This is a genomic window from Arthrobacter mobilis (genome assembly GCF_012395835.1).
Classification (GTDB): Bacteria; Actinomycetota; Actinomycetes; order Actinomycetales; family Micrococcaceae; genus Crystallibacter; species Crystallibacter mobilis.
The window spans coordinates 32,275-56,064 of record NZ_JAAZSQ010000002.1; the positions used below are offsets into that span (position 1 = coordinate 32,275).

Genomic DNA, 23,790 nt, shown 5'->3' on the forward strand with positions numbered 1-23,790 from the left:
TTGTATCTTTCAGTCACAAAGTTGCACCCACCGGTACCGGGGCGTAGGGTCGCAGCATGACTAACCGTTGGTATGCGTATTTTGCGTTGGCTCTGGAGGGGCCTGACGTGACTGCCTGACGGCGTACGCATCCAACAAACCTTCAGAGCCAACAGGGCAGAGATTATTCTCTGCCCTTCGCCATTTCTCCGGCGGGTTCTGCTGAAGGTCCCGCCCTGACAGACGGGACCAGCCCATGACCACCATCACCCACCTGGCCGCCGGTACGCCGGACACGACCGGCGCGGAGAGCCCGCATGGCACGGACACGGCAGTGCCGCTGCCTTCCCCGGCCGCACTGCTCGAGGAGCTGCCGCTGCCGGCGGAACTGGCCGCCGCCATCGCGCGCGGCCGGGACCAGATCCGCGCGGTGCTGGCCGGCGTGGACGACCGGCTGCTGGTCATCGCCGGGCCCTGCTCCATCCACGACACGGAAGCCGGGCTGGACTACGCCCGCCGTCTGGCCGCCGTGGCGCGGCAGCACCGCGGAGACCTGCTGATCGTCATGCGCACCTACTTCGAGAAGCCCCGGACCACGGTGGGCTGGAAGGGCCTGATCAACGACCCGCACCTGGACGGCTCGCACGATATCGCCACAGGCCTGCGCACTGCCCGCCGGTTCCTGCTCGACGTCGCCCGGCTGGGCCTGCCCGTGGCCACCGAGTTCCTCGAACCGCTCACCGCCCCCTACTTGGCGGACCTGGTCGGCTGGGGGGCGATCGGTGCCCGCACCACCGAAAGCCAGGTCCACCGCCAGCTGGTCTCCGGGCTGCCGCTGCCTGCCGGCTTCAAGAACGGGACCGACGGCGGCCTGCAGGTGGCGCTCGATGCGTGCGTGGCAGCCGCTGCACCGCAGTGTTTCCTGGGCCTCGATAGCCAGGGACGGGCTAGCCTGGTGGCCACGGCCGGGAACCCGGATACGCATCTGATCCTGCGCGGCGGCAGCGCCGGGCCGAACTACGGCGCGGCCCAGGTGGCCGCGGCCGCGGAGCAGCTCGCGGCGGCGGGGCTGAACCCCCGGCTGGTGGTCGATGCCAGCCACGGCAACAGCGGCAAGAGCCATCACCGGCAGGCCGAGGTGGCGCTGGAGGTCGCCGCCCAGCTGGAAGCCGGCGGTCCCGGAGCCGAGGCGGTCGCCGGCATCATGCTGGAGAGCTTCCTGGCCGGCGGAGCGCAGAAGCTGCAGATCCCGGCCGTTCCCGCCGGGCGCCCGGCACTGGTCTACGGCAGGAGCGTCACCGACGCCTGCATGGACTGGAACGTGACCTGCGAGGTGCTCGGGCAGCTGGCCCGCAGCGTTCGTCGCATGCCCCGCACAGTTAGGACTCTTGGCTAGAGTGGGGCGCGAGGGCCCCGCCGTGGGGCGGCAGCGACCGGTCCAGGCCCGCCCGCGGCTCGCAGGCTCGCCGCGGAGCCCTTGGCCTGAACCTGGCGGGAGCACCCCAATCTTTCACATTGGTCACTTCTGGCACTAGAGTATGCAGCTAGGGCGGGTTCCCGCTCGGCAAGCCGGCACGTTGCCGGGAATGCCGTAGGTGAAGGACTGGGGAAATGGCTGATGAGGGCAATTTCTCGGATATGCGCTTTTTGACCGTGTCGGAAGTTGCCGAGGTCATGCGCGTATCCAGGATGACCGTGTACCGCCTGGTGCACGCGGGCCGCATGCCGGCCGTCCGGTTCGGGCGCTCGTTCCGGGTGCCCGAGGCCGCGGTCGAGCAGTACCTGCGCAACGCCGTCGTCGACGGCCGCACGGAGACTGCCTGACGGACCGGACGGTGCCGTCCGGTCCGGACGGTCAAAGGCAGGGGAGTTAAGGCGGTACCCTGTTAAGGAACTTCCTGCGTCGTCGCGGCGAGCTGCGGCGGTGCGGGAATTTGCGTCAGTGTAGGAATCCGACGGTCCAGGTGCGCCCGCTGCGGGCGGAGGCTGGCCGCGGGTGCAAGTAGATTTGTGAGGAACTCGTGGGTTCAGTTATCAAGAAGCGCCGCAAGCGTATGGCCAAGAAGAAGCACCGCAAGCTGCTGCGCAAGACGCGCCACCAGCGCCGCAACAAGAAGTAGGGCCGTCAGGCTCTGCCCGAGGCTTCACGGTCCGCCAGGTGCACCTGGCGGACCGTCTGCTGTTTAACGCCCGGCTGGAAAGGCACGGCGCGCCCCGCGCCAGAGGCCGTAGACGGCGCCCGCGCCGGTGGCGAGCTTCAGGCCGAGCGTGGCCGCCCGGCGGCCGCTGCGGAAATCGTAGACCGGCCAGTTGCGCTCGCGGGCATACCGGCGCAGGCGGGCATCGGGATTGATCGCCACCGGGTTGCCCACCAGGGACAGCAGCGGAACGTCGTTGAACGAGTCGCTGTAGGCCCAGCAGCCGGCCAGGTCCAGCCCTTCGCGGACCGCCAGCTCCCGCACCGCCACGGCCTTGGCGGGCCCGTGCAGGATCTCCCCGACCAGGCGCCCGGTGTAGGCGCCGTCCTCGATCTCCCCGACGGTGCCCAGCGCCCCGGTCAGGCCCAGGCGGTCGGCGATCACTGCCGCCACCTCCACCGGGGTGGCCGAGACCAGCCACACCCGGCGGCCGGCCCGCAGATGCTGGTCCGCCAGCGCCCGCGTCCCCGGCCAGATCTTGGAGGCGATGATCTCGTCGTAGACTTCCTCGCCCAGCGCCTTGATATCCGAGGCCAGCAGGCCCGTGGCCAGCGCCAGGGCCTTGTCCCGTGCGGACTGGATGTCCTTGAGGTTCTCGCCCACGAGGGTGAAGCGCAGCTGTTTGACCGCAATGCCGGCGACGTCGCGTACCCGGAAGGCGCCCCGGCGGTACATCTGGTGGGCCACATGGAACAGGCTGGCCCCGCGCATCATCGTATTGTCGATGTCGAAGAAGGCGGCCGCCGTGCCGGCGTCCCCGGAAGCTGCCGCGGCAGCGGCCCGGCTGGCTGGACCTGTGGAGGCTGTGGGCATGTAACCGAGTCTAGTGGCCGAGGGAAAGGCCGGCAGACGCTGGCTTTCCTGCTGCCGCCGGCTGCCCGGTTCCGCAGCAGGGCCGGGCCGGGGCTACTTTTAAGCCATGACGCAATCACAGGACCCGCGGCCGCCGGCACCGAAACCACGGCACGAGCTGGTGCTGCTGACGAAGCCGGGGTGCCATCTGTGTGTGGCGGCACGGGAAACCGTGGCCGCCGTCGCGGGGGAGCTGGGGCTGCCGTGGGAGGAAAAGTCCATCCTGGACGACCCTGCCCTCGAGGCCCGCTTCGCCGAGGAAATCCCGGTGGTCATGATTGACGGGGTGCAGCGGGACTTTTGGCATATCGATCCCGCCCGGCTGCGGCGGCTGCTGTCCGCCTGAGTACCCCGCCCGGCCCGGCCCAGGATCACCGGCGCACGCCGGGACGTCGAGTTGGTGGCCCGCAAGGCAGCGCATAAGGTTATGGAGTGACCACACCGGACTTTCCCGAAACCGCTTCCGGTGCGGAGGGACCCGGCCGGGAAATCCCCCCGGCGTCCCTGGCACGGCTGCCGATCTACCTCCGGGCGCTCAACGCCATGCTGGCCGATTCGGTGGAGCGTGTGTCCTCCGAGGAACTCGCCGAGGCCGCCGGGGTGAAGTCGGCCATGCTGCGCAAGGACCTTTCCTACCTGGGGTCCTTCGGCACCCGCGGGGTGGGCTACGACGTGCAGTTCGTCAGCCACAAGATCTCTGCGCTGCTGGGCCTGACCCAGGAATGGCGCGTGGCCATTGTCGGTGCCGGCAACCTCGGGCGGGCGCTGGCGCGGTACTCGGGCTTCACCACCCGCGGATTCGAGGTGGTGGCTCTTTTCGACGCCGACCAGGGCATCGTCGGCACGCAGGTCGGCTGGCTCACGGTCAGCCATGTGGACGACCTGGAAACCGAACTCAAGCGGACCGGGACGAACATGGCAGTGCTTTCGGTCCCCGCGGTGGTGGCCCAGGAACTATGCGACCGCCTGGTGGCGGCGGGCGTCACGAGCATTCTCAGCTTCGCGCCGGTGGTCCTGCAGGTGCCCGCCCATGTCCAGGTGCGCAAGGTGGACATGGGCACCGAGCTGCAGATTCTGGCCTACCACGCCCAGCGGGCGCAGGAAGCCGAGCCGGGCTCCCGCGCCCGGTCGGCACAGTAGCCCGGCAGCGAAAAGTGAGTTGCCAGGGGTCCCCGTGCGCGGAGCGTGCGGGGCAGGCAGCGAACGGTTAGCTGCCGTAATAGCCGGACCGGCGGGCGGCCGCGTCCTTGAAGTAGGCGTTGGACGCGGGCATGTACAGCAGGACGATTGCGGCCACGCCCAGCAGGATGACCACGGTGCCCAGGCCGAGCTGCGCCAGCCCGAAGAGGGAGAGCGCGGCGAATACGGTGCCCAGGATCCGTGCCCAGTTCCGCCCGGCCTTGACGTTGAAGGCCACCAGCAGATAGAGACCGAGGGTGATGAGCCCGACGATCACCAAGGTCACCGCCACGGGTCCGGAAACCATCTCCGGCGTGATGGAGCCGGGATCCTGGTCTCCGGCCGCCTGCCGGAGCTGTTCCTGGAACTGCGGGTCGTCCCACATGGCCGCGATGAACTGGCCCGCCGCCGCCGCCAGCACGAACGAGTTGATCACGTTCAAAACCGCCGCGGCGATGATCAGCCAGAAGGCGACCAGCACCTCCCTTGGGGGCGCCGGCTTCGTCGCGCCGTACGGCTGGCTGCCGGGATAGCCGTACTGGCCAGGCAGCGGCTGCTGGTAGCCGTACTGTGGCTGCGGCTGGCCGTACTGCGGAAGGTTCTGCCCGTACTGCGGCGGGTTCTGCCCGTACTGCGGCGGGTTCTGCCCGTACTGCGGGGGCTGCGGCTGGCCGTACGGCGGGTTCTGGCCGTAGGACGGCTGCTGCTGGCCATACTGGGGCGGGTTCTGTCCGTACCGAGGCTGCTCCGGTTCCCGGTGCTGTCCGTTGCCCGGTTCGCCGGGCTTGTTTTCTGGCGTGCTCATGGCCGGATCCTTCTCGTCTGCTGGAACACTCGGGTCTGAACTACGGTGCCGCAGCCAACCGGTGCAGCTGTCTCCACCCTACAACGCGGCCCTCCGGGCACCGGCCGCCGCCCTCCGCCCCGGCCGGTTTTTGGGCAATGCCCGCGGCTTTGAGACACTTAAACCCATGCTTCGTTCCACAGTCCATCTGCTCCGCCATGGAGAGGTCCATAATCCGGGCCGCGTGCTCTACGGCCGGCTGCCGAATTTCCACCTCTCGGAGCTGGGCCTGAAGATGGCAGAGCGCGCCGCGGATTATTTCGGCGACCGCGCCCGTGCCGGCGCCAGGATTGTCTACCTGGTCTCTTCCCCCCTGACCCGGGCGCAGGAAACCGCCCGGCCTACTGCCCAGGCCCTGGGCCTGGACGTGGTCACGGACGACCGGATCGTCGAGGCACTCAACCGTTTCGAGGGACTGGCCGATGTCAGGGGCCAGCTGAAGGACCCGCGGCACTGGCCCTACCTGGTCAACCCCTTCCGCCCGTCCTGGGGGGAGCCCTACAGTGCCCAGGTGCGCCGGATGATGGCCGCCGTCGGCGATGCCCGGCGCAATGCCCTGGGCATCGCCGGGGACGGCGCCGAGGCGGTCCTGGTCAGCCACCAGCTGCCCATCTGGGTGACCCGGCGCTCGGCCGAGTCCCGGGCCCTGTGGCACGATCCTCGCCGCCGCGAATGCACGCTGGCATCGGTGACGTCGCTCGAATTCGAGGGCGACCGGCTGGTGGGCGTCAGCTATGCGGAGCCCAGTGCCGACCTGCTGCCCGGGGCGGCAAACCTGCCGGGAGCGTAATAGTATTACTACGCGTTGTAGAAGCGGGCGCCCGGCCCGCGGAGAAAAGTGTGAACGTGACTGCCAAAACCTCTGAATCCCTCAAGCGCCGCTCCCTGCTCAAACTCGGTGCGGGGCTGGCCGCTGTCCTGTCGCTGACCATGCCGCTGGCCGCGTGCAGCGTCGAGGACCCGCTGGCCCGGCAGGCGAACGCAGGGGACAACAAGAACTATATTGCCGGGGACGGCTCGGTCACCGAATACGCGCCGGAGACGCGCGGGGAACCGGTGGAACTGGCCGCCGAACTGTTCGACGGCACCGCCGAGGACTCGGCCGACTGGGCCGGCAAGGTCACCGTGCTCAACTTCTGGTACGCCGCCTGCGCGCCTTGCCGGCTCGAAGCCCCGGCCCTGCAGTCCCTGAGCCGGGAATTCCAGGACCAGGCGCAGTTCTTTGGCGTCAACATCCGGGACGAAAAGCCGACAGCCCAGGCCTTCGAACGCAATTTCGGCGTCACCTACCCGAGCTTTGCCGACAAGGACGGCGACATCCTGCTGGCCATGACCCGCTACGTGCCGCCCCAGGCGGTGCCCACCACCCTGGTCCTGGACCAGCAGGGCCGGGTGGCGGCCCGGATCCTCGGCGTGGCGGACAAGGGCACCCTGAAGGCCCTGATCAAAGACGCAGTGGCCGAGTAGCCGTGGGATCCACTGCGTTCCCGACGGCGTCCGTGACGGCCATGCTTCCGCTGGGCATCGGCAGCGCCTTCGGCGACACCGTGCTCAACGGCTCCGTCCTGCTGGCCATCCCGGTGGCGATGCTCGCAGGCCTCATCTCCTTCCTGTCCCCGTGCGTGCTGCCGCTGGTGCCGGGCTACCTCGGCTATGTCACCGGCCTGACCGGCGTGGACCTTGCCCAGCAGCGGCGCGGCCGGATGCTGGCCGGGATCGGGCTGTTCGTGCTGGGCTTTTCGGCTGTCTTCGTGGCTATCGGTGCGGTCTTCGGCCAGCTCGGGGCCTGGTTGAAGGGGACCGACGCCGCCTGGGTCACCCAGCTGCTCGGCGCCGTCGTCATCCTCATGGGGATCATCTTCCTGGGCGGGCTGTCCTTCTTCCAGCGCGACCGGAAGATCCATTCCCGGCCGCCGGCCGGACTCTGGGGCGCCCCCGTGCTGGGCATGACCTTCGGCCTGGGCTGGGCCCCCTGCATCGGCCCGACCTTCTCCGCGGTGCAGGCGCTGGCCTATTCCGGTGGGGCCGACGCCGCCAAGGGCGCCTTCCTGGCCTTCGTCTACTGCCTGGGGCTCGGGCTCCCGTTCCTGCTGATCGCCCTGGGCGTGCGGCGGGGCATGGGCGCGATGGCCTTCTTCCGGCGGCACCGGCTGGCGCTGCAGCGCACCGGCGGGGCGGTTTTGGTGGTGCTGGGCGTGCTGATGGCGGCCGGGCTCTGGGGCAGCTGGGTGGCCCAACTGCAGGACTGGTTTGCGAACGAAGTGAGGCTCCCCATCTGATGAGCGAGACAGCCAAGACTTCCGGCGGCCTCGAGCAGGACCGCCCGGATGCCGACGCCGCGGCGGAGCTGGCCCGGCAGGCCGAGGCCGGCCCGGCGGGCAGGGCCGCCGCCCCGGACGTCACCCTGCCGGTGCTCGGGTTCGCGGGCATGCTGCGCTGGGCCTGGACCCAGCTGACCAGCATGCGCACGGCCCTGTTCCTGCTGCTGCTGCTGGCCGTCGCGGCGGTCCCGGGTTCGCTCTTCCCGCAGCGGCCGGCCAATCCTGCCGTCGTCACGCAGTACCTCAAGGACAACCCGGACACCGGGCCCTGGCTGGACAAGCTTCAGCTCTTCGATGTGTACTCCTCCGTCTGGTTCTCGGCGATCTACCTGCTGCTGTTCATCTCGCTGATCGGCTGCGTGCTCCCGCGGGCCGGCCACCACTGGAAGGCCATGCGGTCGCAGCCGCCGCGCACGCCCCGGCGGCTGTCCCGGCTGCCCGAATACGGCGCCCTGGCCCTGGCGGCGGATTCCCCGGTAACGGCCAGCTCGGCGGTCGAGGACGCCGCACGGCTGCTGAAACGGCGCGGCTACCGCGTCCAGGTGCGCGGCGCGGACACCGCCCTGCCCTCGGTCGGCGCCGAGCGGGGCTTTTTGAAGGAAACCGGCAACCTCATCTTCCACATCAGCCTCATCGGCGTGCTGGTCTCCGTGGCCGTCGGCGGGCTGTTCGGCTACCGCGGGCAGAAGATCATCGTCGAGGGCGATTCCTTCGTGAACACCCTCGTGGGCTATGACAATTTCTCGCCCGGGACCAACTTCTCGGAGAACCAGCTGGAGCCGTTTTCGCTGCAACTGGACAAGTTCGAGGTGGTCTTCGACCGCGAGTCCAAAACCCACTACGGCCAGCCGCTGGACTTCACCGCCGGCATGACCACCCGGGATGCGGCAGGTGCCGAGCCCAAGCAGCAGACGCTGAAGGTCAACGAGCCGCTGTCCATCGGCGGCGCCAATGTGTACCTGGTGGGCAACGGCTACGCCCCGGTGGTGACCGTCCGGGACGGCGACGGCAACATCGCCCACCAAGGGCCGGTGGTCGCGGTGCCCACCGACGGCGCGTACACCTCCACCCTGGTGCTCAAGGTGCCGGACGCCCGGCCCGAACAGCTCGGCTTCGTGGGACTGTTCCTGCCCACCGCGCTGGAGAATGAGCAGGGCGTGGCCTTCGGCAGCGACCCGGACCCGTTCAACCCGCGGCTGTACCTGAACTCCTACGCCGGGGACCTGGGCCTGGACGAGGGGGAGCCGAAGAACGTCTACGTCCTGGACACCGCCGGACTGCGGGTGCTCAACGACCGCACCCAGGAAAGCGGCGGCATCGTGCTCGGGCCCGGGGAGACCTTTACACTGCCGGACGGGCTGGGCACCATCAGCTTCGACGGCCTCAAGCGCTACGTGGCCCTGGACATCACCGCCGATCCGGGGGAGACCGGCGCCCTGGTCTTCTCCAGCCTGGCACTGGCCGGACTGTGCGCGTCCCTGTTTGTCGGCCGGCGCCGCGTCTGGGTCCGGGCCGGCACCCACCCGGACGGGCGCACCATGGTGGAGTGGGCGCTGCTGGCCCGCGGCGAGGACCACCGCCTGGCGGCCGAGGCGGCGGCCCTGCGGAAGCTGCTGGAAAAAGAATGGCTGGCCGGATCCGCCCGGCCGGCGGACAACGGCAAGAACGGCGGCGCCGGGAGCGCCGGCGCGACGAACTCCTAAGGAACCCCGATGCCCTCCATTGACGAAACCCTGGGCCAGTACAGCGAGCTGTTCATCCTGCTGGCCGCCATGACCTTCACCGTGGCGCTGATCGCCTTCTGCTGGGACCTGGCCACCGCCAGCCGGACCCTGCAGGCGGTGGAGGACCGGCTCGCCCGCCAGCAGGTCCCTGCCGAGGCGGCGGTGGGCGCGGGCCGGACCGGCGGCGGGGGCGCCGCGGAGGGCGCCGTCGAGACCGCCGACGAGTCCCTGGAGTATGCCGGGCAGCGCCGGCCGGCTGCCCGGATCGGTGTGGCGCTGAGCGCCCTGGGCACCCTCATCCTGGCCGCCGGCGTGATCTCCCGCGGCCTCGCGGCACACCGGGTGCCCTGGGGCAACATGTACGAGTTCTGCACCACCGGCGCGCTGGTGGTGGCGGCGGTCTTCCTGCTGGCCCTGACCCGGAAGGACATGCGCTTCCTGGGCTCGTTCGTGATCGGCCTCGTGGTGATCATGCTCTGCGCTGCCGCCATTGCCTTCCCGACGCCGGTGGCCCACCTGGTGCCGGCGCTGCAGAGCTACTGGCTGATCATCCACGTATCCGTGGCGGTGATTGCCTCGGCGCTGTTCACGCTGACCTTCGCGATGTCCGTGCTGCAGCTGCTGCAGGCCCGGCGCGAAGCCACGGCCATGGCCGGCCGGCCGGACCGCTTGGCCTTCCTGCGCGTGGTGCCGTCGGCGCTGACCTTGGAGAATGTCGCCTACCGGATCAACACCGTGGCCTTCGTGCTCTGGACCTTCACCGTGATGGCCGGCGCGATCTGGGCGGAGAAGGCCTGGGGCCGCTACTGGGGCTGGGACACCAAGGAAGTCTGGAGCTTCGTGATCTGGGTGGTCTACGCCGGCTACCTGCATGCCCGCGCCACCCGGGGCTGGACCGGGACCCGGGCCGCCTGGCTGTCGATTGTGGGCTACCTGTGCGTGATCTTCAACTTCACCATCGTGAACGTCTTCTTCTCCGGCCTGCACAGCTACTCCGGGCTGTAACCGCCGGGCGGTTCCCGGGGGTGCCCGGGAACCGCAGGGTCAACGGGTGCTGCCGCCGGGGTTGTCCTGGCCCTCTTCGCCCAGGCTCTGTTCCCGGTCCCGCAGTTCCTGCTCGCGCCGCTTCAGTTCCTCTTCACGCTGCTTGCTGCGCCGCTGCGCATCCAGGGCGCGCAGGAACGCGATGTCCTCGTCGGGGGCCATCGGCCGGCGGGCGGGTGCCTGCGCGGCGGCCCGGCCGGACTGCGGACGGCCGAAGAAGAACCACAGGCCGGCGCCGATCAGCGGCACCAGCAGGATGGTCAGGATCCAGCCCGGCTTGGAAATGCTCCGGACCTCGTATGGCGCCGAACGGATGCACTCGATGAGGGCATAAACAATGATTGACACTGCCAGCACAACCAGCAGGATATAGAGACGGGCCATAGTTCAATTGTAGTTGAGCGGCCGCTCCGGACCGGCGCCGCCCCGATGCTCCCTGCGGCGGCCCGGCCCGCCGCGGCCGGGGAGTAAACTTGTCTGGTGGCTTTCTGGAAATTCACTGCACTGCGGGTAGGCCTGATGGCCGCCCTGTTCGTCGTCTTCCTCTACCTGCACCTGGGCGTCATCTTCTCGGCCATCGCCGCCGCCGTTATCGCCTGGTGCATCACCTACCTGTTCTTCCGCAGCTGGCGCGACGCGGCAGCCGCCGCCGTGGCTTCGCGGTTCTCCGGCCGGGGCCGGCCGCTGCGGACCTCCACGGAAATCTCCGACGCGCTGGCCGAGGACGCCCTCACCGAGCAGGACGGTGCCCGGAGCGCGCAGCCGGACCGCCGGCAGCAGCCCGGCGCCTAGGCCGGGCCGGGGCCGCAAACAGGCGGCGCATCAGATGATCGTGCCGAGCACCAGCGCGAGCCCGTAGGCCGCGGCGAAGCCCAGATTGATCATCCCGGTCTGCTGCAGCACCGGGATCAGGCTGTTGCGCTGCTGGCCCTTGAGCATGGTCCAGCTGGGCAGCAGGCACAGCGGGACCAGCAGCAGCACCAGCAGCACCCACGGGTGCTCGTAGACCAGCACCAGCGGCAGCAGCAGGGCCACGGCCAGCATCATCACGTAGCTGACCCGGGCCGCCTCGTCCCCGATGCGCACCGCCAGCGTCAGTTTCCCCGCTTCGCGGTCCGTGGGGATGTCGCGCACATTGTTGGCCATCAGCAGGGCGGTGGCAATCAGGCCAGTGCCCACCGCGCCAATAAAGGACGGCCAGCTCACCTGCAGAGCCTGGGTGTAGGTGGTGCCCATGGTCGCCACGATCCCGAAGAACAGGAACACGAAGACCTCGCCCAGGCCCCGATAGCCGTACGGGTTGCTGCCGCCGGTATAGCCCCAGGCGGCAATCACGCAGCCGACGCCGACCAGCAGCAGCGGCCAGGTCCGGGACAGGATGATCAGCACCAGGCCGGCGAGCATCGCGAGCCCGAAGCACAGGAACGCCGCCTGCTTCACGGTCCGGGCCGGGGCCGCCCCGGATGCGGTCAGGCGCATCGGCCCCACCCGCGCATCGTCCGTGCCGCGGATGCCGTCCGAGTAGTCGTTGGCGTAGTTCACCCCGACCTGGAACAGGACGGCCACCAGGACCGCGAGCAGGGCGGGGAACGGCTTGAAGGCGCCCAGTTCGAACGCGGCCGCGCTGCCCACGGCCACCGGTGCGATCGCCATCGGCAGGGTGCGGGGACGCGCCCCGTGAATCCATTGGGCTGCTGTGGCCACGTAAGTTCCTATCCTTTGCTTCTCGTGCTTGTGCGTGCGTAGGCGGTGCGGAGTGGGGCGCGGGGCCCCGGCGTGGCGCGTCAGCGACACGGCGGGAGCGCCCAATCCCTATCCGGCGGCGTCCCGGAGCATCCTGGCCACTGCCAGCCGGTCCGGCTTGCCGTTGGCCAGCAGCGGCAGTTCCGGCAGGACCAGGATGGTCCGCGGCGCGGCGGCCGGGCCCAGCTGCGTGCGCACCGCGGCCCGGATCTGCTCCTGCGGTGCCTGGCCGACGACGGCGCAGGCCACCCGGGTGCCCCATTCCGGGTCGTCCACGCCGGCCACCAGGACGGCGTCGACACCGGGGACGGCTTCGATCGCCGCGGCCACGGCCGCGGCGGACACCTTGACGCCGCCGGTGACAAGCACGTCGTCGGCCCGTCCGGTCACCGTGAGCACGCCGGATCCGTCCAGTTCGCCCAGATCCTCGGTGCGGAACCAGGCGGTGCCGTCCGCGCCGCGGCTGAAGTGGGCGCCGGTCAGGGCGGCGTTGTCCAGGTAGCCCGAGGCCACCACCGGACCGCCGAGCACCACCCGGCCGCCGTCGAGCCGCACCTGCACGCCCTCGAGCGGCACGCCGTCGTAGACGCAGCCGCCGCAGGTTTCACTCATGCCGTAGGTGCGCACCACCTTCAGCCCGTGCCGCCGGGAGGCCTCGCGCAGCCCCCCCGGGGCCCGGGCGCCGCCGAGCAGGATCGCGTCGAAGCGGCGCAGGGCCTTGACGGTCTCCTCCGCCGGATCGGTGAGCAGCCGGTGCAGCTGCGTGGGGACCAGCGAGGCGATGCGCCTGCGGTGGGTCAGCCCGGATGCCGCCTCGGTGAAGGCTTCGGCGGTGAACCGGGCGGCCAGGTCCATCACCACCGGCACAGTGCCGGCGTGGATGGACCGGACCAGCACCTGCAGGCCGGCCACGTAGTTGGGGCTCAGTGCGAGCAGCCACTGGCCTTCGCCGCCCAGCCGGGCGGCGGTCGCCGCGGCGGAGGCGGCCAGGGCCTGCCGGCCGAGCATGGTGGCCTTGGGCGTGCCGGTGGAGCCGGAGGTGCGCACCACTGCGGCGGTCCCGGGGGCCAGTCCGGCGGAGCGGACCGGTGAGGGCACGCCATCGGGGGCGATTTCCACGGCCGGGCCGGTACCGGCCAGGGCGGCGGCGAGGGCGGTGCGGGCAGCGTCGATATCCATCGGGGCTGGCGGGGCGGGCTAGAAGTAGTAGGGGAAGCGGGACCAGTCGGGGTCGCGTTTTTCCAGGAACGCTTCCTTGCCCTCCACCGCTTCGTCGGTCATGTAGGCCAGCCGGGTCGCCTCTCCGGCGAACACCTGCTGGCCGGCGAGGCCGTCGTCGGCCAGGTTGAAGGCGAACTTGAGCATCCGGATGGCCTGCGGGGACTGCCGGGCAATGTCCGCGGCGTACTCCAGGGCCACCTCCTCGAGGCGCTCGTGGTCCACCGCCTCGTTCACCGCACCCATCCGGACCATGTCCTCGGCGGAGTATTCACGGGCGAGGAAGAAGATTTCCCGGGCGGCTTTCTGCCCCACCTGGCGGGCCAGCAGGGCCGAGCCGTAGCCGGCGTCGAAGCTGCCCACGGTGGCGTCGGTCTGCTTGAACCTGCCGTGCTGGCGGGAGGCGATGGTCAGGTCGGCGACCACGTGCAGGCTGTGCCCGCCGCCGGCGGCCCAGCCGTTGACGACGGCGATGACCACCTTGGGGCTGGTGCGGATCAGGCGCTGGACTTCGAGGATGTGCAGCCGGCCGGCGCGGGCTGGATCGATGCTCTCCTTGGTCTCGCCTTCTGTGTTTTCTACTACGTACCTGTATCCGTCCCGGCCGCGGATGCGCTGGTCCCCGCCGGAGCAGAAGGAGTGGCCGCCGTCCCTGGGGGAGGGGCCGTTGCCGGTCAGCAGCACGGTGGCCACGTCCGGCGTCATCCGCGCGTGGTCGATGGCCCGGTAAAGTTCGTCCACCGTGTTGGGACGGAACGCGTTGCGCACCTCCGGACGGTTGAACGCGATGCGTACGGCGGGCAGGTCGCGCACGATGTTGCCCCCGGCGTCCCGTTCGACCTGGCGGTGGTAGGTCAGGTCCTGGAAGTCGAAGCCCTGCACCTCGCGCCACCGGGACGGATCGAATATGTCCGAAACCTTCTCCGGCATTTTCTGCGGAGGGACGGCGGCGGGCAGCGGGGCGGATTGCTCTGAACTCACATAGCGAGTCTATCCGGCCACCGCAGCCGCCCTCCCGTTATGAGATGCAGAACTCGTTGCCTTCCGGATCGGCCATGGTGTACCAGTCAAACGGGCCCTGCGATGCGGCGTACAGGAACGTGGCACCGCGGGCCTCCAGCCGGGCCCGCACTTCGTCCTTGTCCTCGTCGCCCACATGCACGTCCCAATGCACCCTGTTCTTGACGGTCTTGCCCTCGGGAACCGGCTGGAACAGGATCCGGCGCCGGGTCCGGTCCCCGACTTCCTCCGCCGGACAGATGGCAGCTCCCGTCTTCCACACACGTTTGCCGTTGTGGATGATGGTGTCCTCCTCCCTGGCCAGGCCTTGCTCGATCAGGCCGGCGATGAAGTCCTGGTCCGTCGGCTCCACCACCCAGCCCAAGGTTTCGGCCCACCAGTCGGCCTGGGTATGGGCATCGGCGCTGTCGACCACTACCTGAATGCTGTAAGCCATGCAGCGACTCTAGGGCGGGTTCCGCCGGCGGGACAGCCCCGGCCGGCACCGGCCGCGGCGGCATGCGCGTTCCGGCTGCGGAAGTGTCATACTCGCCACAGTGCGGTTGACCCCGGCCGCCGCGGCGTGGGATTCTCAATAGAACGGTCGGTCGGTAATTGTTCCGGGCCCCCGCGGTTCCGGGGTGCCGGGCAGGTCTTGGTTCCTGCCGCCGGCGGTTCATTAATCTCATTGAGGCTGAGGAAAATCCAATGGTTGAGGCATTCCTGGTGGGCGGGGCACGCACCCCGGTTGGACGCTACGGCGGGGCACTGTCCTCGGTGCGTCCGGACGATCTGGCCGCGCTGGTGGTCAAGGAAGCAGTGGTGCGGGCCGGGGTCGACCCCGACGCCGTCGAGGAAGTCATCCTCGGCAATGCCAACGGTGCCGGCGAGGAGAACCGCAATGTGGCGCGCATGGCCTGGCTGCTGGCCGGCTACCCGGACCACGTGCCGGGCATCACCGTCAATCGGCTGTGCGCCTCCGGCCTGAGCGCCATCATTATGGCCTCCCATATGGTCAAGTCCGGCGCCGCCGACATCGTGGTGGCCGGCGGCACGGAGTCGATGAGCCGCGCCCCCTGGGTGATGGAGAAGCCGGCCAAGGCCTTCGCCAAGCCGGGCGAGGTGTTCGACACCTCGATCGGCTGGCGCTTCGTCAACCACCGTTTCACCCACGGAGACCTGGCCCGCGGCGGCAAGATGACCTACTCCATGCCCGAGACGGCCGAAGAGGTGGCGGCGGTGGACAACATCAGCCGCGAGGACGCGGATGCGTTCGCGGTCCGTTCCCACGAACGGGCGATCGCCGCCATCGAGGGCGGACGCTTCAAGGAAGAGATCGTCCCCGTCCAGGTCCACGGCCGCAAGGGGCAGACGACCATGGTGGACACGGACGAGGGCCCGCGCCCCGGCACCACGCTGGAGGTGCTGGCCGGCCTGCACCCTGTGGTCAAGCCCGGCGGCATCGTCACGGCCGGCAACTCCAGTTCGCTCAACGACGGCGCCTCCGCCATCGTGGTGGCCTCCGAGGCGGCCGTGAAGAAGTTCGGCCTGTCCCCGCGCGCCCGCGTGGTGGAGGGCGGCTCCGCCGGCGTGGCTCCCGAGGTAATGGGCATCGGCCCGGTGCCGGCCACGCAGAAGGTGCTGGCCAGGGCCGGCCTGTCGCTGGACGACATCGGCGCCGTCGAGCTCAACGAGGCCTTCGCCACCCAGTCGCTGGCCGTCATGCGCCGGCTGGGCCTGGACCAGGGCATTGTCAACAACGACGGCGGCGCGATCGCGCTCGGCCATCCGCTGGGCTCCTCCGGGGCGCGCATCGCCATCACCCTGCTGGGCCGGATGGAGCGCGAAGGCGCCCGCCACGGACTGGCCACCATGTGCGTCGGCGTCGGCCAGGGCACCTCGATGATCGTCGAGCTCGCCTGATGCTGTTCCACGACCGGGACTTCTCGACCCTGCTGATCGACGAGGCCGCGGACAAGCCGGACCGGGTCCATATACAGCTGAACCGGCCCGAGGTGCGCAACGCCATCGACCAGCAGATGGTCGACGAGCTGCACCAGGTCTGCGCGGTACTGGAGCAGACACCCCGGATCCTGATCCTTTCCGGCTCCGGCGGGGTGTTTGCCTCGGGCGCCGATATCGCCCAGTTGCGCGAACGCCGCCGCGACGACGCCCTGATGGGCATCAACTCCGGCATCTTCGTGCGCATCGCCAAGCTGCCGATGCCCGTCATCGCCGCCCTGGACGGCTACGCCCTCGGCGGCGGCGCGGAACTGGCGTACGCGGCGGACTTCCGCATCGGCACCCCGGCGTTGAAGATCGGCAACCCGGAAACCGGCCTCGGCATCCTGGCCGCCGCCGGGGCCTCCTGGCGGCTGCGCGAGCTGGTGGGCGAGCCGGTGGCCAAGGAGATCCTGCTCGCAGGCAAGGTCCTCGGCGCCGAGGAGGCCAGGGCGGTCCACCTGATCACCGGGATCCACCCCGCCGAGGAGCTGCTCGCCGCCGCCCACGGGCTGGCGGACCGGATCGGGCTGCAGGACCCGCTGGCGGTGCGCATCACCAAGAGCGTCTTCCACGCCCCGCCCGAGGCGCACCCGGTGATCGACCAGCTGGCCCAGGGCATTCTTTTCGAATCCCAGGCCAAGTTCGACCGGATGCAGGCATTTTTGGACAAGCGGGCATCGAAGCAAGCGGCGAAGGATGCCAGGAGCACCGGTGCGCAGGAGACGATGCAGCAGGAGGCAGCGAAGTGAACGCAGCAGCAACCGGACCGGAAGCGGTCCCCGGCCAGGTCCCCGGAAAAGTCGGCGTGCTCGGCGGCGGCCGGATGGGCGCGGGCATTGCCCATGCCTTCGTCCTGGCCGGAGCCGAGGTCGTCGTCGTCGAACGTGACGAGCAGGCGGCAGCCGGTGCGCGGGAGCGGGTGGAAGGCTCACTGGCGAAGTCGCTGGAGCGCGGGACCATTGAGGGCACCCTGGACTACCTGACCGGGCGCCTGGCCGTCTCCACCGATTACGCGGACTTTGCCTCCTGCGACCTGGTGGTCGAAGCCGTTCCGGAGGACTTCGAACTCAAGTCCTCCGCGCTGAAGGCGGTGGAGGAGCAGCTGGCGCCGACGGCGTGGCTGGCCACGAACACCTCCTCGCTGTCGGTGACCAAGCTGGCCGCGACCCTGCAGCGTCCGGCCCGGTTCTGCGGCCTGCACTTCTTCAACCCGGTGCCGGCGTCGCTGCTGGTCGAGGTGGTCCTGGCCGAGGAGACATCCGAGGAGCTGGCCACCGCCGCCAGGGCCTGGGTCCAGGCGCTGGGCAAGACCGCCGTCGTTGTCCACGACGCGCCCGGCTTCGCCTCCTCCCGGCTGGGCGTGGCGATCGCGCTTGAGGCCATGCGGATGGTCGAGGAAGGCGTGGCCTCGGCCGAGGATATCGACGCCGCGATGGTGCTCGGCTACAAGCACCCGGTGGGCCCGCTGAAGACCACCGACATCGTGGGCCTGGACGTGCGTTTGGGGATCGCCGAATACCTGGCCTCGACGCTGGGGGAGCGCTTCGCCCCGCCGCAGATCCTGCGCGACAAGGTGGCACGCGGCGAGCTCGGACGCAAGACCGGCAAGGGCTTCTTCGACTGGCAGCAGTAGCCCAGGCCCCGGGAACGCACCCGGGAACGGCGGCCGCGCCGAACCCTTCGCGCACGGCCGCCGTTGTCCTGCGCACCTGCCGTACCGGGGCGCGGATGCCGGAGTCCGGGGCGGCGCCGGAGGCGCCCTATGATGAGGGCATGCCCCCGTTCACCCCCGCCACGCCGGCGAAGCACCATGCGCCGCGCGGCTGAGGGCCGCGGCATGGCCGGCTTCGGCGGGGCCGTGCACTGGGAAGGTGCCGTCAATGCCCGGCTGCTGGCCGGCGACATCTACCGGATGGGCCGCTCCGAATGGCTGACGGCCACGGGCTGGCGGCAGGCCTGGGACGACGGCGTGCGCACCATCGTGGACCTGCGCAACGGCAACGAGCGGACCCGGCGGCCGACCGACCCGGTGGTGCCGCCCGAGGCCATCGCCCGCTTTACGGTCCTGCACCGGCCCACCGAGGATCCGGCACACGAGCGGTTCGGCGCGGTCTTCGGCCGCTACATGGCCCATCCCCGTTCCTACCTGGACTGCCTGCGCCTGTTCCCGGACAAGATCGCCGAGGTCTTCCGGGCGCTCGCCGGTGCCGAAGGCGCCGTCGTCATCAACTGCTCCGCCGGCCGGGACCGCACCGGCCTGGTCTCCATGCTGCTGCTGCAGCTGGCCGGAGCCAGCGCGCAGGCCAACGCGGACCACTATGAACTGGGCCTGCGCGGCATCAATGAGTGGCACCGCATCAGCCCGTATCCGCATCCGGTGGAACGGCACCTGGCGGAGGAAGAGCTGGCCGAGCGGATCGCCGAGACCCGGGCGGCCTTCCTGGCCGCGCTGGACCGGCTCGACGCCGAAGCGTACCTGCTGGCTGCGGGAGTCACTGCCGCGGAAATCCGGCGGCTGCGCCGGCGCCTGTCCGGGTCCGCCTGAGCCGGACAGGCGCGGCTGGTGGTGGCGGTAATCCCCCAACTGCCGCCACCACCAGTCCGTCCGGCACCGGCCCGGTGCACGCCCGACAGGCGCGGCTCCCGGTCCCCAAACCCCGGTACCACCCGGCCCTGGAGGCCGATATCCCAAAGGTACCCGCTGGCACCGACACTTTACAGGGGCCGGACCTCTCGACTTCGGCTCCGGCCGGGCCTATACTTCCGCTGCCCCGCGGCGTCCCGCGGCGTCCCGCGGCGACCCGCGCCGCAGCCGGTCCCGGTGGCCGCAGGCGGCAAAATCACGGCCGCGGCCGGTGTGCCCGCGGCCCCGATCATGTAGGCTGGATATGTTACCGACCGACCGTTCAGTATATTTTGACGAGACCGCGCCGGCTGCCGGCAGGATCGTACGGGGAAGGAAAGGCTGCCAACGATGACCTCTACCGCTGTGGGTGTTGAGATTGTCCCGAGCTTCGTCCAGGACGCCTGGTGGACTCCCGAGGGGGAGGTGGCCGGCACCGAGGTGCGCGATGCCAGCACCGGCGCCGTCATTGCCAAGGTCAGTACCGAGGGCCTGGACCTGGCCGCGGTCATCGAGCACGGCCGGACGGTGGGCCAGGCCGGGCTCGGGGAGCTGACGTTCCACCAGCGGGCGCTGAAGCTCAAGGAGCTCGCCCAGTACCTCAACGGCCACCGCGAGGCGCTCTACGAACTCTCGCACCGCACCGGGGCCACCAAGATCGACAACATGATCGACGTCGACGGCGGCATCGGCGTGCTCTTCACCTTCGGTTCCAAGGGCCGCCGCGAACTGCCCAATGCCCAGGTCGTCGTGGACGGCCCGGCCGAGCAGCTGTCCAAGGACGGCTCCTTCATCGGCGAGCACATCTACACCCGGATCCCCGGTGTCGCAGTACAGATCAACGCCTTCAACTTCCCCATCTGGGGCATGCTGGAGAAGTTCGCGCCGGCCTTCCTCGCCGGCGTCCCCACCATCGTGAAGCCGGCCACGCCCACCGGCTACGTGGCCGCCGCGGCAGTGAAGCTGATCATCGAATCCACCATCCTGCCCGCCGGGTCCCTGCAGCTGCTCTCCGGCTCGGCCCGCGACCTGCTGGACCACCTGGACTACCGCGACGCGGTGTCCTTCACGGGTTCGGCGCACACGGCCAATATGCTCAAGTCGCACCCGAACGTGGGCGAGGGCGGCATCCGCTTCACCTCGGAGGCGGACTCGCTTAACGCCGCGATCCTGGGACCCGACGCCGCGCCGGGCACCCCGGAGTTCGAGGCCTACGTGAAGTCCCTGGTCACCGAGATGACCGCCAAGGCGGGGCAGAAATGCACCTCCATCCGCCGGGCGATCGTGCCCAAAGCCCTGGTCGGCGACGTCGTGGACGCCGTCGGAGCGCGCATCCGGGAGCGCGTGGTCGTGGGCGACCCCCGCGCCGAGGGCGTGACCATGGGCGCGCTGGCCTCGCTGGAACAGCTGCGCGACGTCCGCGCCGTCGTGCAGTCGATGCTGGACGCCGGCGGCGAGCTGGCGTACGGCACGCTGGACTCCCCGCAGGTGAAGCAAGCCGACGGTTCCGTCGGCATCTCCGAAGAGGGCGCATTCATGGCCCCGGTCCTGCTCCGCTGGGCTGATGCCAATGCCGAGGCGGTGCACTCGCTGGAAGCATTCGGCCCGGTATCCTCCGTCATCGGCTACGAGGACCTCGACGACGCCGTCCGGCTGGCGGCCAAGGGCTCCGGCTCCCTGGTGGCCACGGTGGCGACCAACGACCCGGCCGCGGCGCAGACGCTTGTCACGGGCATCGCCGCGCACCACGGCCGCGTGCTGGTGCTCAACCGCGAGGATGCGCGCACTTCCACCGGCCATGGTTCCCCGGTGCCGCACCTGATCCACGGCGGGCCGGGCCGGGCCGGCGGCGGCGAGGAGCTGGGCGGCATCCGCTCCGTGCTGCACCACATGCAGCGCACCGCCATCCAGGGTTCGCCCAACATGCTCACCGCGGTGACCGGCGTCTGGCACACCGGCGCCGACCAGCACTTCGGCGAGGTCCACCCGTTCCGCAAGAGCCTGTCCGAGCTGAAGATCGGCGACGCCTACCGGTCCGGCCTGCGCCAGGTCACGCTGGAGGACATCACCGCCTTCGCCAACGAGACCGGGGATACCTTCTACGCCCATACCAACCAGGAGGCGGCGGCGGCGAACCCGTTCTTCCCCGGCATTGTGGCCCACGGCTACCTGCTGCTGTCCTGGGCCGCCGGACTGTTCGTGGAGCCTGCCCCGGGACCGGTGCTGGCCAACTACGGCCTCGAGAACCTGCGCTTCATCACCCCGGTGGCCGCCGGTGATTCCATCCGCGTGACGATCACCGCCAAGAAGATCACCCCGCGGGAGACGGACGAGTACGGCGAGGTGGCCTGGGACACGGTCATCACCAACCAGAACGACGAGATCGTGGCCACCTACGACGTGCTGACGCTGGTGGCCAAGTAGGCGGCGCCCCGCGGGCGGCATAAGCAGCGGTGCATAAGGAAATGGCGGTCCCGGACGGGACCGCCATTTCCTTATGTGCTTCCTGGCCGTGCTCTGCCGGCCCGCTGCAGCGCCCTAGGCGATGCGGGCCGCGGCGGGCAGATGCAGCCCGTCGAAGATCATGGTCAGCAGGTCGTCGGCGAGCTTCTCCGCGGTCAGCGTGCCGCCGGGCTTGTACCATTCGACGATCGAGTTGATCGTCCCGAAGAGCAGGCGGGTGGTGGTGCGCGGGTCGATGTCGCTGCGCAGCGATCCCTCGGAACGTGCCGCGTCCACGAGGTCGGCCACCTTCCGGTCGAAGGCGCGCCGGCGCTCCAAGGCGTTGCGTTCGACCTCGGTATTGCCGCGCAGGCGCAGCAGCAGGGTCACATAGGGAAGCTTCTCGGTCAGCACTTTCACCGTGCTGCGCAGGACGTATTCCAGCCGGGCATCGGCCCTCCCGGACGAGGCGCCGGGTTCGTCCAGAATCGCTTCCAGCGAACCCAGCGCCTCGTCCAGGGCCAGCCGCAGCAGGTCTCCCTTGGAGGGGACGTGGTGGTAGATGGCGCTCTTGGAAATGCCCAGGTTCTCCGCGAGGATGCCCATGGAGGTGGCCTCGTAGCCGTGCTTGTTGAAGACGGCCACGGCCACGCTCAGGACGGACTGCTGGTCGTATCCGGGGCGGCCGCGCCGGGCGGCCTCGGGGGTCTTCGATTTGGGCATGGTGTCCATCTTCCCACGTACTGGCGGTTGGATTCCTGCGGCTCCGTCAGGTCTGGTTGCGCAGGTCGTAGATGCGGCGGAGCTTGCCGCTGGAGCGGGCCAGCGTGCCGGGTTCGGCGATTTCGATCCGGCAGGAGGACCCGACGTGGATCTTGATCTGCGCGGCCAGTTCCTTCGCGGCCTGGGCGGCGGTTTCGGGCGTGCAGTCCTCGCGGCGCTCGATCCGCACGGTGAGCTCGTCCATCCGGGCCGGCCGGGTCAGCTCGAGCTGGAAGTGCGGGGACAGTCCCGGGATCCGCAGGGCGATCTCCTCGATCTGGGTCGGGAACAGGTTCACCCCCCGCAGGATGATCATGTCGTCGCTCCGGCCGGTGATCCGCCCGATCCGGCGCATGTTCGGCCGCCCGGTGCCCGGCAGCAGCCGGGTCAGGTCGTGGGTGCGGTAGCGGATGACCGGCATGGCCTCCTTGGTCAGGGAGGTGAAGACCAGCTCCCCGGACTCGCCGTCGGCCAGCACCGCGTTGGTGACCGGGTCCACGATCTCGGGGCGGAAGTGGTCCTCCCAGATGGTCGAGCCGTCCTTGTAGTCGATGCACTCGCCGGCCACGCCCGGGCCCATGACCTCCGAGAGCCCGTAGATGTCGCAGGCGTCGATGTCCAGCCGGCTCTCCAGCTCCCGGCGCATCTCCTCGGTCCAGGGCTCGGCCCCGAGCACCGCGACCTTCAGCGACGTCGCCGACGGGTCGATGCCGGCGTGCTCCATCGCGTCCACGATGGTCAGCAGGTAGGTCGGGGTGCACAGGATCGCGTCGGGCTCGAAGTCGGCGATCAGCTGGATCTGCTTCTCGGTCTGCCCGCCGGACATCGGGATCACCGTGCAGCCGAGCTTCTCGGCCCCGTAGTGCGCGCCCAGGCCGCCGGTGAACAGGCCGTAGCCGTACGCGTTGTGCACCTTCCAGCCGGGCTTGACCCCGGAGGCGCGCAGCGACCGGGCGAACAGATCCTCCCAGCGGCGCAGGTCCCCCTTGGTGTAGCCGACCACCGTGGGCCGGCCGGTGGTTCCCGAGGAGGCGTGGATCCGGGCCACTTCCTGCTGAGGCACGGCGAACATGCCGAACGGGTAGGCACGGCGCAGGTCCTCCTTGTCCGTGTACGGGAACTTCGCCAGGTCGGCCAGCTCCTTCAGATCCGACGGGTGGACCCCGGCCTCGTCGAACTTGCTCCGGTACATCGGCACCCGCTCGTAGGCATACGCCACCGTATGCTGCAGGCGCTGCAGCTGCAGCGCCTCCAGCTCGTCCCGGCTCATCAGCTCCTCGGGATCAAGCGTGGCGGGGTCGGCGGGGGTGGACCTGCGGGCCTTGGTACCGGCGGTGATGTTCATTCAGCTGTCCTTGCTGGTGCTACGGGGATTGGGAATGGTGCGGGAGCGGCCGCGGAATTCGGCGAGGACCTCTTCGCCGCTGCTACCTTCCTGCGTGACGCGGATGTCGTAGAGTCCGCTGCGGCCGGTCTGGTTGACCAGCCGCGCGGTGGCGGTCAGCAGCCTGCCTTCGAAGCCGGGCTTCATGAAGTTGACGTCGACGCCGGAGGCCACGGTGATGGTGCTGCCGTCGCCGTCCGGATCGTTGCAGGCTAGGGCGAAGGCCACATCGGCGAAGGCGAAGACCATCCCGCCCTGGGCCATGCCGAAGCCGTTGAGCATTTCGTGGCGGATCCTCATCTGGATGACCACGTCGCCGAACTCCGCCCGCAGGACCTCCACACCCATCCAGCGGGCGGCCTTGTCGTCCACGAAGGCGGGGTGGATCCGTGCCGGAGCGGGAGCCGTCCCGACGTCAGCGTCGCTCATGTGAGACCTCTCACTTTATTTACCGAATGTTCATTAGGTAATACC

General features: G+C 69.8%; 26 protein-coding genes. 16 read left to right on the plus strand and 10 right to left on the minus strand.

Features of this window, described 5'->3' with window-relative positions:
* The first annotated feature begins 235 nt into the window (after positions 1 to 235).
* The 3 genes from HGG74_RS02510 (at position 236) to HGG74_RS02520 (ending at position 2,099) form a co-directional block, all read left to right on the plus strand.
* Entirely contained in the window at positions 236 to 1,375 is a 1,140-nt protein-coding gene (locus HGG74_RS02510) for a 3-deoxy-7-phosphoheptulonate synthase (RefSeq protein ID WP_168484785.1), read from the plus strand.
* A gap of 215 nt (positions 1,376 to 1,590) precedes the next feature.
* Positions 1,591 to 1,803, plus strand: a complete 213-nt coding sequence (locus HGG74_RS02515) for a helix-turn-helix domain-containing protein (protein ID WP_168484786.1) — start codon at positions 1,591 to 1,593, stop codon at positions 1,801 to 1,803.
* A 197-nt stretch (positions 1,804 to 2,000) separates the two neighbouring features.
* Positions 2,001 to 2,099 (plus strand): 30S ribosomal protein bS22, encoded by a 99-nt coding sequence (locus tag HGG74_RS02520; protein ID WP_003792170.1) that lies wholly within the window; start codon positions 2,001 to 2,003, stop codon positions 2,097 to 2,099.
* A 63-nt stretch (positions 2,100 to 2,162) separates the two neighbouring features.
* On the opposite strand, the gene HGG74_RS02525 is transcribed toward HGG74_RS02520, so the two are convergent.
* On the minus strand, positions 2,163 to 2,990 hold the full coding sequence (locus tag HGG74_RS02525; protein WP_168484787.1) for an HAD family hydrolase: 828 nt from the start codon (positions 2,988 to 2,990) through the stop codon (positions 2,163 to 2,165).
* A 106-nt stretch (positions 2,991 to 3,096) separates the two neighbouring features.
* On the opposite strand from HGG74_RS02525, the gene HGG74_RS02530 reads away from it, so the two are divergent.
* Together HGG74_RS02530 and HGG74_RS02535 are read left to right on the plus strand one after the other, a co-directional pair.
* A complete protein-coding gene (locus HGG74_RS02530) occupies positions 3,097 to 3,375 on the plus strand; it encodes a glutaredoxin family protein (RefSeq protein WP_168484788.1) in 279 nt (92 codons plus the stop codon).
* A gap of 86 nt (positions 3,376 to 3,461) precedes the next feature.
* Positions 3,462 to 4,169, plus strand: a complete 708-nt coding sequence (locus HGG74_RS02535; protein WP_168484789.1) for a redox-sensing transcriptional repressor Rex — start codon at positions 3,462 to 3,464, stop codon at positions 4,167 to 4,169.
* Between the two features lie 67 nt (positions 4,170 to 4,236).
* Here the strand turns inward: HGG74_RS02535 and HGG74_RS02540 are convergent, their stop codons facing one another.
* Positions 4,237 to 5,013: a hypothetical protein gene (locus HGG74_RS02540; protein ID WP_168484790.1), complete on the minus strand. Its 777-nt coding sequence runs from the start codon at positions 5,011 to 5,013 to the stop codon at positions 4,237 to 4,239.
* Between the two features lie 166 nt (positions 5,014 to 5,179).
* On the opposite strand from HGG74_RS02540, the gene HGG74_RS02545 reads away from it, so the two are divergent.
* The 5 genes from HGG74_RS02545 (at position 5,180) to ccsB (ending at position 10,102) form a co-directional block, all read left to right on the plus strand.
* Positions 5,180 to 5,842: a histidine phosphatase family protein gene (locus HGG74_RS02545; RefSeq protein ID WP_168484791.1), complete on the plus strand. Its 663-nt coding sequence runs from the start codon at positions 5,180 to 5,182 to the stop codon at positions 5,840 to 5,842.
* Between the two features lie 50 nt (positions 5,843 to 5,892).
* Positions 5,893 to 6,519 (plus strand): TlpA family protein disulfide reductase, encoded by a 627-nt coding sequence (locus HGG74_RS02550; protein ID WP_312856714.1) that lies wholly within the window; start codon positions 5,893 to 5,895, stop codon positions 6,517 to 6,519.
* A gap of 41 nt (positions 6,520 to 6,560) precedes the next feature.
* On the plus strand, positions 6,561 to 7,331 hold the full coding sequence (locus HGG74_RS02555) for a cytochrome c biogenesis CcdA family protein (RefSeq protein ID WP_205761280.1): 771 nt from the start codon (positions 6,561 to 6,563) through the stop codon (positions 7,329 to 7,331).
* Between the two features lie 149 nt (positions 7,332 to 7,480).
* Entirely contained in the window at positions 7,481 to 9,076 is a 1,596-nt protein-coding gene (gene resB / locus HGG74_RS02560) for a cytochrome c biogenesis protein ResB (protein WP_246262622.1), read from the plus strand.
* Positions 9,077 to 9,085: 9 nt separating this feature from the next.
* Positions 9,086 to 10,102, plus strand: a complete 1,017-nt coding sequence (ccsB, locus tag HGG74_RS02565) for a c-type cytochrome biogenesis protein CcsB (RefSeq protein WP_168484793.1) — start codon at positions 9,086 to 9,088, stop codon at positions 10,100 to 10,102.
* A 39-nt stretch (positions 10,103 to 10,141) separates the two neighbouring features.
* Here the strand turns inward: ccsB and HGG74_RS02570 are convergent, their stop codons facing one another.
* Complete coding sequence (locus HGG74_RS02570; protein ID WP_168484794.1) at positions 10,142 to 10,525, minus strand: PLD nuclease N-terminal domain-containing protein; 384 nt, start codon at positions 10,523 to 10,525, stop codon at positions 10,142 to 10,144.
* 96 nt (positions 10,526 to 10,621) lie between these two features.
* Here HGG74_RS02570 and HGG74_RS02575 point away from each other — a divergent pair, with 96 nt between their 5' ends.
* Positions 10,622 to 10,933, plus strand: coding sequence for a DUF4229 domain-containing protein (locus HGG74_RS02575; protein ID WP_312856715.1), 312 nt, complete (start codon positions 10,622 to 10,624; stop codon positions 10,931 to 10,933).
* Between the two features lie 30 nt (positions 10,934 to 10,963).
* On the opposite strand, the gene HGG74_RS02580 is transcribed toward HGG74_RS02575, so the two are convergent.
* The 4 genes from HGG74_RS02580 to HGG74_RS02595 all read right to left on the minus strand — a co-directional run bounded on the left by HGG74_RS02580 (position 10,964) and on the right by HGG74_RS02595 (position 14,558).
* Complete coding sequence (locus tag HGG74_RS02580; protein WP_168484795.1) at positions 10,964 to 11,845, minus strand: 1,4-dihydroxy-2-naphthoate polyprenyltransferase; 882 nt, start codon at positions 11,843 to 11,845, stop codon at positions 10,964 to 10,966.
* A gap of 108 nt (positions 11,846 to 11,953) precedes the next feature.
* On the minus strand, positions 11,954 to 13,063 hold the full coding sequence (locus tag HGG74_RS02585; RefSeq protein ID WP_168484796.1) for an AMP-binding protein: 1,110 nt from the start codon (positions 13,061 to 13,063) through the stop codon (positions 11,954 to 11,956).
* A gap of 18 nt (positions 13,064 to 13,081) precedes the next feature.
* Complete coding sequence (locus HGG74_RS02590) at positions 13,082 to 14,032, minus strand: 1,4-dihydroxy-2-naphthoyl-CoA synthase (RefSeq protein WP_168485168.1); 951 nt, start codon at positions 14,030 to 14,032, stop codon at positions 13,082 to 13,084.
* Positions 14,033 to 14,120: 88 nt separating this feature from the next.
* Positions 14,121 to 14,558 carry a VOC family protein gene (locus HGG74_RS02595; protein WP_168484797.1) on the minus strand — a complete coding sequence of 146 codons (438 nt, stop codon included), beginning with the start codon at positions 14,556 to 14,558 and terminating at the stop codon, positions 14,121 to 14,123.
* A gap of 251 nt (positions 14,559 to 14,809) precedes the next feature.
* Here HGG74_RS02595 and HGG74_RS02600 point away from each other — a divergent pair, with 251 nt between their 5' ends.
* The 5 genes from HGG74_RS02600 to paaZ all read left to right on the plus strand — a co-directional run bounded on the left by HGG74_RS02600 (position 14,810) and on the right by paaZ (position 21,152).
* The gene (locus tag HGG74_RS02600) at positions 14,810 to 16,024 is read left to right on the plus strand and encodes a thiolase family protein (protein WP_168484798.1); all 1,215 of its coding nucleotides are present in this window, start codon (positions 14,810 to 14,812) and stop codon (positions 16,022 to 16,024) included.
* Positions 16,024 to 16,854, plus strand: a complete 831-nt coding sequence (locus HGG74_RS02605) for an enoyl-CoA hydratase/isomerase family protein (RefSeq protein ID WP_168484799.1) — start codon at positions 16,024 to 16,026, stop codon at positions 16,852 to 16,854. Before HGG74_RS02600 ends, HGG74_RS02605 begins: the two co-directional genes overlap by 1 nt.
* Entirely contained in the window at positions 16,851 to 17,738 is an 888-nt protein-coding gene (locus HGG74_RS02610; RefSeq protein WP_312856716.1) for a 3-hydroxyacyl-CoA dehydrogenase family protein, read from the plus strand. The genes HGG74_RS02605 and HGG74_RS02610 overlap by 4 nt, the downstream gene beginning before the upstream one ends.
* 177 nt (positions 17,739 to 17,915) lie before the next feature.
* Entirely contained in the window at positions 17,916 to 18,650 is a 735-nt protein-coding gene (locus HGG74_RS02615; RefSeq protein WP_246262602.1) for a tyrosine-protein phosphatase, read from the plus strand.
* 429 nt (positions 18,651 to 19,079) lie between these two features.
* A complete protein-coding gene (paaZ, locus tag HGG74_RS02620) occupies positions 19,080 to 21,152 on the plus strand; it encodes a phenylacetic acid degradation bifunctional protein PaaZ (RefSeq protein ID WP_168484800.1) in 2,073 nt (690 codons plus the stop codon).
* A gap of 114 nt (positions 21,153 to 21,266) precedes the next feature.
* Here paaZ and HGG74_RS02625 read toward each other — a convergent pair whose 3' ends face one another.
* Genes HGG74_RS02625 through HGG74_RS02635 form a run of 3 tightly spaced genes read right to left on the minus strand, consistent with a single transcriptional unit; the run spans position 21,267 to position 23,745 of the window.
* The gene (locus HGG74_RS02625; RefSeq protein ID WP_168484801.1) at positions 21,267 to 21,893 is read right to left on the minus strand and encodes a TetR/AcrR family transcriptional regulator; all 627 of its coding nucleotides are present in this window, start codon (positions 21,891 to 21,893) and stop codon (positions 21,267 to 21,269) included.
* 46 nt (positions 21,894 to 21,939) lie between these two features.
* The gene (gene paaK, locus HGG74_RS02630) at positions 21,940 to 23,277 is read right to left on the minus strand and encodes a phenylacetate--CoA ligase PaaK (protein WP_168484802.1); all 1,338 of its coding nucleotides are present in this window, start codon (positions 23,275 to 23,277) and stop codon (positions 21,940 to 21,942) included.
* Positions 23,278 to 23,745, minus strand: coding sequence for a hotdog fold thioesterase (locus HGG74_RS02635; protein WP_168484803.1), 468 nt, complete (start codon positions 23,743 to 23,745; stop codon positions 23,278 to 23,280). It lies immediately after the preceding gene.
* Between the last annotated feature and the right edge of the window lie 45 nt (positions 23,746 to 23,790).

What these genes read in the sequence shown, in the direction of transcription:
- HGG74_RS02635 (WP_168484803.1), bottom strand. Translation starts at nt 23,745, where the DNA reads ATGAGCGACGCTGACGTCGGGACGGCTCCCGCTCCGGCACGGATCCAC.
- HGG74_RS02525 (WP_168484787.1), bottom strand. Translation starts at nt 2,990, where the DNA reads ATGCCCACAGCCTCCACAGGTCCAGCCAGCCGGGCCGCTGCCGCGGCA.
- HGG74_RS02515 (WP_168484786.1), top strand. Translation starts at nt 1,591, where the DNA reads ATGGCTGATGAGGGCAATTTCTCGGATATGCGCTTTTTGACCGTGTCG.
- HGG74_RS02530 (WP_168484788.1), top strand. Translation starts at nt 3,097, where the DNA reads ATGACGCAATCACAGGACCCGCGGCCGCCGGCACCGAAACCACGGCAC.
- HGG74_RS02555 (WP_205761280.1), top strand. Translation starts at nt 6,561, where the DNA reads ATGCTTCCGCTGGGCATCGGCAGCGCCTTCGGCGACACCGTGCTCAAC.
- HGG74_RS02605 (WP_168484799.1), top strand. Translation starts at nt 16,024, where the DNA reads ATGCTGTTCCACGACCGGGACTTCTCGACCCTGCTGATCGACGAGGCC.
- resB (WP_246262622.1), top strand. Translation starts at nt 7,481, where the DNA reads ATGCTGCGCTGGGCCTGGACCCAGCTGACCAGCATGCGCACGGCCCTG.
- HGG74_RS02600 (WP_168484798.1), top strand. Translation starts at nt 14,810, where the DNA reads ATGGTTGAGGCATTCCTGGTGGGCGGGGCACGCACCCCGGTTGGACGC.
- ccsB (WP_168484793.1), top strand. Translation starts at nt 9,086, where the DNA reads ATGCCCTCCATTGACGAAACCCTGGGCCAGTACAGCGAGCTGTTCATC.
- HGG74_RS02615 (WP_246262602.1), top strand. Translation starts at nt 17,916, where the DNA reads ATGCGCCGCGCGGCTGAGGGCCGCGGCATGGCCGGCTTCGGCGGGGCC.
- HGG74_RS02545 (WP_168484791.1), top strand. Translation starts at nt 5,180, where the DNA reads ATGCTTCGTTCCACAGTCCATCTGCTCCGCCATGGAGAGGTCCATAAT.
- HGG74_RS02585 (WP_168484796.1), bottom strand. Translation starts at nt 13,063, where the DNA reads ATGGATATCGACGCTGCCCGCACCGCCCTCGCCGCCGCCCTGGCCGGT.
- HGG74_RS02570 (WP_168484794.1), bottom strand. Translation starts at nt 10,525, where the DNA reads ATGGCCCGTCTCTATATCCTGCTGGTTGTGCTGGCAGTGTCAATCATT.
- HGG74_RS02510 (WP_168484785.1), top strand. Translation starts at nt 236, where the DNA reads ATGACCACCATCACCCACCTGGCCGCCGGTACGCCGGACACGACCGGC.
- paaZ (WP_168484800.1), top strand. Translation starts at nt 19,080, where the DNA reads ATGACCTCTACCGCTGTGGGTGTTGAGATTGTCCCGAGCTTCGTCCAG.
- HGG74_RS02540 (WP_168484790.1), bottom strand. Translation starts at nt 5,013, where the DNA reads ATGAGCACGCCAGAAAACAAGCCCGGCGAACCGGGCAACGGACAGCAC.
- HGG74_RS02625 (WP_168484801.1), bottom strand. Translation starts at nt 21,893, where the DNA reads ATGCCCAAATCGAAGACCCCCGAGGCCGCCCGGCGCGGCCGCCCCGGA.
- HGG74_RS02595 (WP_168484797.1), bottom strand. Translation starts at nt 14,558, where the DNA reads ATGGCTTACAGCATTCAGGTAGTGGTCGACAGCGCCGATGCCCATACC.
- HGG74_RS02590 (WP_168485168.1), bottom strand. Translation starts at nt 14,032, where the DNA reads ATGCCGGAGAAGGTTTCGGACATATTCGATCCGTCCCGGTGGCGCGAG.
- paaK (WP_168484802.1), bottom strand. Translation starts at nt 23,277, where the DNA reads ATGAACATCACCGCCGGTACCAAGGCCCGCAGGTCCACCCCCGCCGAC.